Here is an 11664-nt window from a genome sequence, read left to right as displayed (position 1 = left end):
CCAACGCCGCCGGCGCCAACAACGCCGCCCCCACCCCCTGCACCGCCCGCGCCCCCACCAGCCACCCCGGACCCCGCGCCAGACCACCCGCCACCGACGCCAACCCGAACACCACCAACCCCACCATCAACACCCGCCGATACCCCAACCGGTCCGCCACCTTCCCCCCCAACAGCAACAACCCCCCGAACGACAACGCATACGCGTTGATCACCCACGTCAACCCCACCTGACTGAACCCCAACCCCGAACCGATCTCCGGCAACGCCACATTCACCACCGAAAGATCCAACGACACCATCAACTGCACCACCGCCACCGCAGCCAACGTCACCCCTGCACCCACCGAAACCCCACCCGAACCCGAGCCATCACCCGAACCCGAACCCGAACCCGACGAGGCAGCCGCAGAGCTGGAAGGCTCCGCAGGCCCGGCGGAAGCAGTGGAAGCGCCACCCGCCTTCCCCAGGCGCCTCACTGATGCACCGTCAGATGACCTCGTAACCGGCGAGCCGGCGCCCACCGGACCCCGCCCGGCCGGTCCCGCATCCGACCGTCCTGAGCCGGACGAGCCAAAACCCGTCCCGCCCATGGACCCTGACTTCGTGTTAGACGATCCCGTGTCCGTCACTGCAACCCAGCCCCTGCGATCCTCGCGTGCCAGTAGAATTTCCGAACAGGTTCTGAAACTAGCACCGGCCCCACCCCCTGTCGAGCACACAACCCCACCCGCCCAACGAAGTTGACCAATTCCGTGCCGCCCACGACACCGCAACAGCAACCCCAGGGGCACCCCAAGCACCGGACCGACCGCGCCCCAACCACCTGCCCCACCCGCCCCATCCGCCTACCCACCACGACCGACGGACCCGCCCCCGAAATCCCGCAAGCGCAGGCCTGTCACACCTGCGTCCCCCTCCCACACACGTAATCCGCTTGACCTGGCGACGCGCTGACGCTGCACTGTGGCGGGACACCACCAGCCGTGGTGCCGGTCATCCAGGGGAGGCACCAGCAGCGATGCACATCCGTCCTACGACCGACCAGGACCTCGAGGTCTTCGTCGACACAGTCCATGCCGCGTTCGGGCTCTTCCCGGCGACCCCGAACGAGGACGGCGGCGGGGTCTTCTGGTCGGCGTACGAGATGGACCACAGCCTGCTGGCCGTTTCGGGGGACGGTCGCCCCGTCGGCACCACCGGTGCGTACTCCTTCGAGCTCACCCTGCCCGGTGAGGTCCTCGTCCCGGTCTCCGGGGTCACCGCCGTCGGCGTCCTGCCCTCCCACCGGCGCCAGGGCGTGCTCACCGCGATGATGCGGCACCAGCTCACCGCGCTGCGGGCCCGCGGGGAGTGCCTCTCCGTGCTTCTGGCCTCCGAGGCCCTGATCTACCGCAGGTTCGGCTACGGACCGGCGACCTACACGGCGCGGCTGACCGTGCCACGCCACCGGGCGGCAGCCGCCCTTCCCCGGGCACGCGCAGCGACCGGCGCCCCGGCGGCCGGCCCGGACACCGCGCCCGACACCGCGCCCGACACCACGTCGGACACCGGCTCGATCGAGGTGCTGCGCCGTGCCAAGTGCGGCGGGATCCTGGAAGAGGTCTACGACCGCTACCGCCGCACCCAGCCCGGCGCGCTGTCCCGGCCGCACCGCTGGTGGGCGCTGGGCGCTGGACAGCCCCCGGTGTCCCCGGCGCCGCGCTACATCGCCGTCCACCGGGACGCCGACGGTGTCCCGGACGGATACGCCAGCTACACGCTCGGCGAGGCCGGGGCCGGGATCTTGACCGTCGACGAGACCATCGCGGTCGACGACGCGGTCCACACCGCCCTGGCCCGCTTCCTGCTCGAACACGACCTGGTCACCCAGGTCGTGTTCAAGCACGCCCCGACCGGGCACCCGCTGCGCTGGCAGTTCGAGGACTTCCGCGCCGGCGAGGTGACCGGCGACACCGACTGGCTCTGGGTACGGCTGCTGGACGTCCCGCGCGCGCTCGCCGCGCGCGGCTGGTCCACGGACGGCGAGCTCGTCCTCGACGTCGACGACCCGTTCCTCGGCGAACACGGCCGCTACCTCCTCACCGTCCGGGACGGCAAGGGCGAATGCACCCCGACGGACCGGGAGCCCGACCTCTCCCTGGACATCAGCGACCTCGGCTCGGTCTACCTCGGCGGCACCACCCCGAGCACGCTCGTACGCGCCGGACACATCCGCGCCCACCACCCCGGCGCAGCCGCCCTCGCCGACGCTCTCTTCCGCGCCGAACGCCCCCCGCACTGCCTCCACTGGTTCTGACCCGCACGCGTGCCCGCCCCGCACAGGTTCTGGCCCTGCGCGGGGCGGCCGTGAGCACGCCGCCACCGCCGGCCGCCCTGCGTGTTCGGTGTGTTCGGCGCGACCGGTGCCCGCGACGTCGCCGTCGTGCGCGGGCCTGATGGGTGATGTTCGTGCAGGTCGGTTGGCCGCCGGCCCGGCGTCCGGGTGGGGGCTGCCGATACTGCGGGCATGAGACCCACACGCCCGACTTCACTGCTGTGCCTCGCCGCGGTCACCGCGCTCGTCGCCGTCAGCGCCCCGGTCACGACGGCCGGCGCTGCCGCGGGGAACGACGGCCGCCACCGGCCCTGCGTCAGTTCTCCGCTGCCCCACGACGGTCCGGCGCTCGACACCCTGCGGATCGCCGAGCAGGCCAAGGCCGAGATGGACCTCAAGTCCGTCATCCTGCGGGTCACCGTCGACGGTCGCGAGGTCGTCACAACCGCGCTCGGCGAATCGATGACGGGGGTCCCCGCCGAGCCCGCCATGCACTTCCGGAACGGCAATGTCGCGATCAGCTACCTGGGGACGGCTCTGCTGCGGCTGGTCGACGAGGGCGTGGTCGGTCTCGACGACCCCGTCGCGCGCTGGCTTCCCGGCCTCCGGGACGGTGAGCGGATCACCTTGCGGATGCTCGGCGCCTCCACCACCGGTCTCGTCGACTACGTCACCTCCCCCGGTTTCGGCGAGGCCGTCTACGCGGACCCGTTCCGCCACTGGACGCCCGAGGAGCTGGTGGCCATCTCGACCGGTCAGGATCCGTGGTACGAGCCGGGGACCAACTGGAGCTACTCGCACGCCAACTTCGTCCTCCTCGGCGCGGCCCTGGAGAAGATCACCGGAACCCGGCTGGACGTCCTGCTCCAGCAGAAGGTCCTGGGCCCGCTCGGACTCCGCGAGACGCGCAACAGCTTCACCCCCGACATCCCGTCACCCGTCCTCCACGCCTTCACCGCCGAGCGGGGCACCTACGAGGAGTCCAGCTTCTGGAACCCCTCCTGGACCACCGCCCCCGGTGCGGTGCAGACCACCGACATCTGCGACCTCGCCGCCTCGGCCGCCGGCATCGGCTCGGGTGAGCTGCTTTCCCCGTCCGCCTACCAGGAACTGCTGAACCCCGGGACGGTCGGCCTGGGACACCCGACCGACAAGTGCCCGGAGAAGGTCTGCATCGCGAACACCGAGGCCACTCACTACGGCATGGGCCTGCTCGTCCTGAACGACTGGGTCTCCCAGCACCCGCTCTTCTTCGGCTACACCGCCTCCCAGGCCTATCTCCCGTGCGAGCACCTGGCCATCGCCGTCTCAACCACCAAGGGCCGCAACACCCCTGACGGCCACACCGCCCAGACGATCACCCAGCGCATCGCCGCCGCCCTCGCCCCGGACCACCCCATCCCCGACTTCGGCTGAGCCGCACGCCCGCCGGTCGGCCGGTCTGCCGGACGCCGGACCGGCCGACGGCAGACCGGCGGGCGCACGGGCACACGGGCACACGGGCACACGGGGATGAGTCAGGCGTAGTCGGCCACGGGCTGCGCAATCCCGGGACCGCCCGCGTGTGGAGTTCGGACGTAGCCGTCCGGAGGCGTGGGTAGCGCCTGCACACAGGCTTCGGAACAGGCGTTGACCAGGAGCGGAAGTACGTCGGTGGCAACCCGCAGAGAGATCCACACCTGGTGGATCCCGACGCCGGCCAACGACCGGTCGCACACGCTGCACGTGCGGACCGAGGCGACACCCCACTCCCCCGGCTCGACACCGCCGAGGTCGGGGACGCCCGTGACCACGCGGCCGGACCGCAGCGGGGGGAACGGCGGGCGGAGCTTCTCGTTCCCGTACAGGGCCCGCGTGCTCACGGTGCTCCGCCCGAGGTCCGGACACCTCGTCAGCTCGTACGGGAACCAGTGCAGCCGGTACGACGTGTACGGGGTGAACTCCTGCAGGCTGGTCATCGCCCCGATCTCCGGGGGAATCCGAACCAGGTTGCTGCCGTAGAGGACGAACTGCTTGACCGCGGTGAGTTTCGCGATCAAGGGCGGCAGGGTGACGATCTGCCGCCGCTCCTGCGGGCTCAGGTCCACCAGCGGCCGGAACACCTCGCGCCCGTCGGCGGCCGCCTCGTCGATCAGCGCCAGGAGGTGCTGCCAACCCGACGACGACGTGTCCTGACGATCGTTGTGGAAGCGCACCCGACGCCGGTTGGTGACCCGGGACTGGTCGAAGCACGCACAGGTGCCGCGGTAGGCCGCCCCGCCGTCCGGGACCGGGCCCGACGCTTCGGCCGACCGGCTCGCGTCCGACCTCGACTCTGCTTCGTTCGCCATGGCCTACACGATAGATCTCGCCGGCCGGCAGGTGGTGGCCGGTCGGGCTGGGCGCCTGCTTCGGAACCCCGGGCAACGGGACCGGCACCGGCCACCAGCACCCGCGACGACGACCTCGCCGACTGGTTCAGGACGGAGTACCGGCCGACCGTCGCACCGAGCGACCCGGCACATCAGGACCCGTCGCGAGCTCAAGGACTTTCACCTTCGAGGGCACGGCCTACAGGTCTTCCCCATGCCAAGGTCCGCGATGCCACATCGCTGCGGGAGCTCGGCCTGTCCTGCGCGGCGAGACGGGGCCGGTGAGGACTACGGAGGACTACGACTACGGCAGCCGAAGTCCGAGTTCAGAGCCTGCACATCCCGGGGTGTGACCGCATCAGAGTTCGGAAGCGGGTACCGATCAGGCTCCCGCCGCTTGTGCTGTCAGCGGTTGGTGGCGCGCTTCGTCCAAACCCTTGGAACTCACCAATATCCAACATACGATCGCCCAGATGTCCACAATATTCATCGTGCGTATCGGCCAGGCCGTCGACCTCCGCCCCTCAGTCCCGGACCGTTGCGGCCCCTCCGCCGCCGGCGACATCAGCCTCGTCCACCGCCGACCGGGATGTCGCGCCGGCCCTCACCGGGCGCCGCCCCCGCCGGACGAACGCATCCTCGGCCAGATCGACGCCGCTGCCGACTGCAGCGCCCAGATCCCCCTGGGAGGCGAGGGCAGATCAACTCCGCTCCGATCGGCGGCGTTTCCCTGAGATGCCATGACCGCCGAGGATCACCGCGCACTGCGTGCCGCCTTCCCCGACACCGAACGGTTTCTGCTGGCCGTTGGGCTGAGAACCTCGCCGACGGCTCTCCTGTCTCCACCCGCCCCCTCTATCGGAGGAACCTCGTGCGCACCCTCACCGTCCGGCCGGGAGCAGCCGTTCGGCCCGACCGGTCGTTCAGTGCCCCGGCGGTCGTCGCCGCCTGCGTCGGTTTCGTCCTCATCGGAGCCCTGCAGTCGCTGTACGGGCCGGCCCTGCCCGCCCTGCGGCAGGACTTCGGGCTCTCCCCGTCCGGCGCGGGCCTTGCCCTGAGCGCCCACTTCGTCGGTGGCGTCACCGGCGTGCTCGCCTTCGACCGGACCTTCGGGCGGATCGGCAACCGTGCCCTGCTCGGCGCCTCCTACGCCCTGATGGCCCTCGGAAGCGTCGCATTCGCCCTCTCACCGAACTGGCCTCTCGCCCTGTTGGGAGCCTTGGTCACCGGCTTCGGCTTCGGCGGCATCGACTACGGCCTGAACCAGCTGTTCGCCACCGGCTTCGGACGGCGCAGCCCCGCCATGCTCAACATCCTCAACGCGCACTTCGGCATCGGCGCGATCGCCGGCCCCGCCCTGATCGGCCTGTTCGGCGCCGACAGCTACCCCTCGCTCTTCACCGCCTTCGCCGTACTTGCCGCCCTGTTGCTGATCCCGCTCGGGGGCGTACGCGATCGGACGCTCACCGCCACCGACGAGTGCCCGGACGGCTCCGACCCCGCCGTTCGGCCGGCCGGAACCACGCGCCGGACTGCCCAGCTGCTCACGGCGTTCGTGGTGCTCTACGTGCTGCACGTGGCAGTGGAGGCCGGCGTCGGCGGCTGGGAGCCGACCCACCTGGAGGCCGTCGGGTACAGCACGACTCTCGCCGCCTCGGCAACGTCCGTCTACTGGTTGATGATGACGACGGGGCGCTTCCTGGTGGCGCCGCTGACCCTGCGCTGGCCGGAGCCGGTCATCATCGCCGCCAGCTGCGCGGGCATGGGGGCGTGCCTGATCGCCGCCGCGCTGCCCGGCCTTGCCCCGTACGCCTACGCGGGTGTCGGACTGTTCATCGCGCCGATCTTCCCGACCGGGCTGCCGTGGCTCAAGCGCGCGGTGCCCGCGGCGCAGCGGGCCGGCGCGCTGGTGATCGCCGCTTCCATGGTGGGCGGGGTGGCAGCGGGTCCCGTGCTGGGCAAGGCCATCGAGCTCTCCTCGGTGCGCATGGTGCCCGTCGTGCTGTTCGTCCTGGCCACGGTCTGTCTGGCGGCGACCGGCTGGCTCGCACACGCCACCCGGGCCACCCGAGAGGCGCCGGACGTGACGTCTGCCGCCGTGACCCGCAACTGACGAGGGCACGGGTTGCCCGGATGTGGTTTCCGCTGACCTCGCTGCTCCAGGCCGGCGCCCTCGGGGTGCCGGGGTCAGCGGCCCGCCGGCCGCGCCGGGTCACGGAAGTCCGGACCGGGTCACGGCGGACCGGACCGCGTCGGGTCGTCCGGGGCCGGCCGGTCGGCCGGGTCGGGGCCCGGGTTCAAGCGGGCGGACGTCGAGGTGGACGAGGTGCTCATCGGTGAGGCCGGGTCCGAGGCGGCCATCGGGGTGGGGTCGACCAGGGCGTCGGCGACGGCCGTCAGCAGCGGTGCCGGGCTGTTCTCGGACATGCTCCGGCACACCAGACGTCGTGGCCCTCGATGATGCTGATGCTCCAGAAGGCGTCCTGGCCGGCTTCCTCCCATTCATCCGGCTCCACTCACTCCTCCAACTCGCCACGCAGGAAAAGCCCTCAGCCCGTCCGTGCCTCGGTCACCGTCACCGTGAGCAGTCCGGCGTTGTCCCCCAGGCAGCGATCCTGGTCGTTGACATGCAGGAGGAGCGTGCCGTCCGCCTGGGCCGTGTAGCTGCCGTCGGTCCCTTCGCCGTGGCCGAGGCCGGAAACACCGCCGACGTGGGACGGGTCTCCGCCTACGGCGACGCCCGCCAGAAGCGCCCCGTACGGCTCGTCCTCGTCGATCTTGCAGCCCGGCAGGACCGTGTGGTCGGTGTCCGGGCCGTACCCCTCCGGGCCGACTCGGGCGAACATCCGGTAGTCGACGGTCCAGGAGCCGGCGACCGGCCTGACCGTCACGGTCTGGCCCGCGCCGACGTGCAGCCCGGTGTCCCGCCAGCCGGCCGTGGTGGAGCTGACGGTGACGTTCCTGCTCCACGGACGGTCGCTTCCGGCGAGCAGGTCGGCGTACCTCAGGTGCCCGCAGGCTCCGGCGTAGGCGGCGATCGTCCCACCGAGTCCCACCCCGCAGAGCCGCATCGCATGGGCCCACTCCTGTCGGCCCACGGCCCCACTCGGCTGTGCCTGCGCCCCGCCGTCAGGTTCCCAGTAGGAGGCGCAGATCGGATCGACGGCGCCGAGGCCGCTCCAGCAGTAGGACTGCGCGCGGTCCACCAGATCAGCCGGCACGTACTGGGCGCGGGGACCGAGCGCCCGCGCCGCGACGCCGAGGGCGGTGCGGGAGCCTTCGTGACCGGGCGGCGTGCGGACGGCGGGCGAGCGGCTGTCGAACATCGGGTCACCGAACAGCAGGACCTGGTCGATCCTGGAGTGGAGCGGCCCGAGCGTGGGGTCCGCCAGGGCGTCACCGAGCACCCATGCGCCCTCGGAGTAGCCCGCGAGGACGAAGTGCTGGTCCGGGCAGAGCGTGGCCTGCGTCCGGATGTGGTCGGCGGTGACGGCGGCGCCGTTCTGCTCGTTGGAGTGCAAACCCGGTGGCAGCCTGGATTCGCCGGTCAGGGGCTCCGGCTGCCCCGACTCGCTCCGTCGGACCTGATCCTTCGTCACGTCCGACCCGAAGACCTTGGTGAAGTCCGGCGGGTCGTACACCCCGCCCGCTGCGGTCTCGTCCACCCACTGGACCGTGAGGCTCTCCGGGCCGAGCGCGGCCTGCAGCTCGGGGACGACCTGCTTCTCCAGGAAGTCGACCGTCGGCGACACGTCGGCCGGACCACGGACACCACGGACGCCGACGAACGCGTACGGCCGGCAGTCGCTCTGCGGCTGCGCCACGGCCCCCGGCGCGCTGACGATAGCGGTGGCGAACAGACCGCCGAGTGCGCCCAGAACCGTGATCCACCGCCTCAGCGTCGGGAGTCCGCCACGTCGCCGGCCGCAACGTCCGGCGCCTTCGGTACGGTCGAGCAAGCGCATGGCCGACCTCTCCCACACACCGGATCACCTACGCCTACACCGGATCACCGCCGGATCACCGCCGGATCACCGTCGCTCACCGGGGCTCGCCGGGCTCGGCCCGCCGGACGATTCGGGGCGGCAGCCGCTTCGGTCAGGGGCAGCCGCTTCGGGGCCTTCGCCCGCAGCCGTCCCGGTGTGTGGTCAGCATGCGGCGCTGCCCATTTCATGATGTTCCGGTCACCAGGCCCTCGCAAATCAGCCCATCGGGGCTCTGGGATGCCGACCGCACCCGTCCGTGCTGCGATGAACAGTGGCGTGCGGCACGGCGGCGCCATCTCTTGCGCCACCCCCGTCCACAGACCTGGCACGCACTGCTGGCGACGCGTCACATCCGTGTGTGAGGAGCGGACAATGCAGATCGGACAGGTTCCCTCCACCTCCACCGGGGCGGTCACGGGCCGGAGCCGACCGCGGCTCCCTCGCCGGTGGGCCCTCCTCCTTGTGGCGTTCGCGATCTCCCTGGCGAGCGTTCTGGGCACCGATGCGAACGCGGAGCCGGCCCGGACCGCAGGACTTCTGCGGATCCCTGCCCCGGCCTGCCTGCGCACGACCCCGAACACGGGGGAAGCCCATGACACCTGGTCGTCGGCAACCCCCGTGCTCACCGAGCGCTACTTCCTCGCCACGGCCACCGGATGTGACGGCACCATCTACGCGCTGGGCGGACTCGCCGCCACGACGGAGGGCGCAGGACCGGAGGACGTCGCCATCACCGACGCGGTCGAGGCCTATGACCCGATCGGCGACAACTGGACCGATCTGGCTCCTCTGCCGACCCCACGCACCGGCCTCGCGGCCGCCACCGGGCCGGACGGACGGATCTACGCCATCGGCGGCAGCATTGGCGAACAGTTCGACACCACCTCCGTGGTCGAGGTGTACACCCCCGCCACCGACACCTGGGAGACCGCGGCCCCGCTGCCGATCCCCCTGGCGGACGCACCCGCGGTGACCGACGCGGCGGGCAGGATCTACGTCTTCGGTGAACACGTCACCGAGATCTACGACACGAACACCCAGACCTGGCGGACCGGTCGGCCCATGCCCACACCCCGCTCCACAACCGTGGCCGCCGTCGGATCGGACGGTCGGATCTACGTCGCCGGCGGGTGGGGCGACGGCCCGACAGCCACGGTCGAGGCCTACACCCCGGACTCGGACAGCTGGAGCAGCGCGGCACCGATGCCGCAGCCCGCCGCCGAGGCCGCGGGGGTGGCATCGCTGGACGGTCGTGTCCTCGTCTTCGGCGGTCGTCCGGACGCCGGTGCGACGCCCACCGCGGCAGCCTTCGCCTTCGACCCCGCCACCGACAGCTGGACGACGGTGACGGACATGCCCGGCCCCCGGGACGGGGAGGGCGCCGCGATCGGTCCGGACGGCGCCGTCTACATCGTCGGCGGCAGCAGGGGCAGCACCGAGTCCACGCTCGGCACGGTGCCCGACGTCGACGTCTACACCCCCTGAGCCCGCCGGCCGGGCGCCCACTGGCAGGTCGCCCAGCGGGCGGGTCGATCAACGGGCGGGTCGAGCAGCGGGCTGCGGCATCCGGATCCCCGGCGGCCGCCGGGCGACGGCCACCGCGCCCTGAGGTGCCGCGCGGGTCGTACGGCCAATCGGCTCGGCGGGGAAGGCCTTCGTCGATCTGCCGGTTCACAGGGCCACGTGGTGGCGGTCGGACGGCGCCGGCCTCCGCGACGCCGCTCTCCGTGCCGTGACGTCCGACTGAAGCGGTAGGCCTGATCTGCCTTGACCTTGGCAACGCCCGACCGCCGGGTCAGCCGCCGCATGGGCATGGTGTGCTGGATCCGGCGTCGTCCCGACACCCCAAGAGTGGAAGCCGATCTGGGGAGTGGTCCTGGAGATGAGGAACTGACGTCGGAACAGGCCGCCACCGGCGCGAGCACGCAGGTCCTGCAGATCACTCGTGCCACCTGCGAGACGCCCTTCCCCCCACACTCGGGGACCGCTTCACGCCGCAGAACGGCCAGGCGTTGAGGAGCTGGCTCCGCGGACGCACTCCCGGCATCGACCAGCCACGCGGAAGTCGACCGCCCTCACAGTGCTCCCAGCGGCACCCGCAGCCCGGGGAGGGGAGAGCTACTCGATGCCGGGGAGGGTCTGGAGCAGGTCGCCGATTTCCCGGGGGTTGGCGCCGGGGAGGAGGGGCAGGGCGATGTCCGGGTTGGACTCGGCCATGACCACCACGGGGGTGCCGGCGGGCAGGAGTTGGCGGAACCAGGCGATGGTGTCGGCCCAGAAGGCCCGCTCGCCGTCGCGCAGGATGAGGTGGCTGCGCTCGAAGTAGCTGCCGTGGCGGGCCAGGCCGTCGAGTTCGACCTCGAAGTCGAGGTGGTCGGTGTCGCTGACTGGCGCGTGCTTGTACCAGGACCGCAGGTCGGGATACCGGGCGCGGAGGTGACGGTCGGCTTCCTCGCGCGACAGCGGCCAAGCGGTGCCGGGCGCGGCGGCGATGAAGACTGCGTCCTGCAACGGGGCTTCCTTCTGGTGGGCACGGGACGACACGGACGCTGCTCTTCGCATGGTGCGCGGCGAGCAGGTAGTGCCACTCCCCCACGGGTGGTTCTCAAGCCTCAGTATGTCCGCTCGTGGATCACCGTCCTCGCCGACGGAGTCGTCGACGGCCACCGGCACTGCCCTCGTGGGACCGCTCAGGAGCCACCGTTGTCACGGAGAGCGGCGGAAGCGAACACGGCGGGTGAGGGCTGTGGTGCGGGCCACCCCGGGACGGGCCGGTCGGCAGGACTTCCCGCACGGGCCGCCCCGGACCGGTCACCCACCGTCGACCATGTGCCCGGCCTCACAGCCCTCCCGGTGTGGCCCGGACCACTTCCAGACCGCATTCGATCTTGAAAAATGGGGCATTTGGCTTCAAAGCATCCCATTTCCTAGATCCATACCCCCGGTAACAGCACCCTGACGTGCCCAAACCTGCGAATCCTTGAAACCCCCGCACCCACCCCCGTAACTTC

Annotated in this window: 9 protein-coding genes; 4 read left to right on the top strand and 5 right to left on the bottom strand. The window is 71.4% G+C overall.

What is annotated here, in order from left to right; translation table 11 throughout:
- On the bottom strand, positions 1 to 301 hold a 301-nt coding region (locus ACFC1F_RS40230; RefSeq protein ID WP_376166357.1), incomplete at its 3' end, for an MFS transporter.
- A 719-nt stretch (positions 302 to 1020) separates the two neighbouring features.
- Here ACFC1F_RS40230 and ACFC1F_RS40225 point away from each other — a divergent pair.
- Both ACFC1F_RS40225 and ACFC1F_RS40220 read left to right on the top strand, forming a co-directional pair.
- Positions 1021 to 2298, top strand: coding sequence for a GNAT family N-acetyltransferase (locus tag ACFC1F_RS40225; protein ID WP_376166355.1), 1278 nt, complete (start codon positions 1021 to 1023; stop codon positions 2296 to 2298).
- A 210-nt stretch (positions 2299 to 2508) separates the two neighbouring features.
- Positions 2509 to 3732: a serine hydrolase domain-containing protein gene (locus tag ACFC1F_RS40220; RefSeq protein ID WP_376166353.1), complete on the top strand. Its 1224-nt coding sequence runs from the start codon at positions 2509 to 2511 to the stop codon at positions 3730 to 3732.
- Positions 3733 to 3833: 101 nt separating this feature from the next.
- Here ACFC1F_RS40220 and ACFC1F_RS40215 read toward each other — a convergent pair whose 3' ends face one another.
- Positions 3834 to 4646: a leucine-rich repeat domain-containing protein gene (locus ACFC1F_RS40215; RefSeq protein ID WP_376166350.1), complete on the bottom strand. Its 813-nt coding sequence runs from the start codon at positions 4644 to 4646 to the stop codon at positions 3834 to 3836.
- Positions 4647 to 5538: 892 nt separating this feature from the next.
- On the opposite strand from ACFC1F_RS40215, the gene ACFC1F_RS40210 reads away from it, so the two are divergent.
- The gene (locus tag ACFC1F_RS40210; protein WP_376166348.1) at positions 5539 to 6780 is read left to right on the top strand and encodes a sugar MFS transporter; all 1242 of its coding nucleotides are present in this window, start codon (positions 5539 to 5541) and stop codon (positions 6778 to 6780) included.
- Positions 6781 to 6899: 119 nt separating this feature from the next.
- On the opposite strand, the gene ACFC1F_RS40205 is transcribed toward ACFC1F_RS40210, so the two are convergent.
- A complete protein-coding gene (locus ACFC1F_RS40205) occupies positions 6900 to 7094 on the bottom strand; it encodes a hypothetical protein (protein ID WP_376166346.1) in 195 nt (64 codons plus the stop codon).
- 122 nt (positions 7095 to 7216) lie between these two features.
- Positions 7217 to 8632, bottom strand: a complete 1416-nt coding sequence (locus ACFC1F_RS40200) for a cutinase family protein (protein WP_376166344.1) — start codon at positions 8630 to 8632, stop codon at positions 7217 to 7219.
- A gap of 639 nt (positions 8633 to 9271) precedes the next feature.
- Here ACFC1F_RS40200 and ACFC1F_RS40195 point away from each other — a divergent pair.
- The gene (locus ACFC1F_RS40195; RefSeq protein ID WP_376166342.1) at positions 9272 to 10138 is read left to right on the top strand and encodes a Kelch repeat-containing protein; all 867 of its coding nucleotides are present in this window, start codon (positions 9272 to 9274) and stop codon (positions 10136 to 10138) included.
- Positions 10139 to 10771: 633 nt separating this feature from the next.
- Here the strand turns inward: ACFC1F_RS40195 and ACFC1F_RS40190 are convergent.
- Positions 10772 to 11164, bottom strand: a complete 393-nt coding sequence (locus tag ACFC1F_RS40190) for a hypothetical protein (protein ID WP_376166340.1) — start codon at positions 11162 to 11164, stop codon at positions 10772 to 10774.
- Between the last annotated feature and the right edge of the window lie 500 nt (positions 11165 to 11664).

It is taken from the genome of Kitasatospora sp. NPDC056181 (genome assembly GCF_042266225.1).
Lineage (GTDB): Bacteria > Actinomycetota > Actinomycetes > Streptomycetales > Streptomycetaceae > Kitasatospora.
This window is presented reverse-complemented; position numbering and strand designations above follow the sequence as displayed.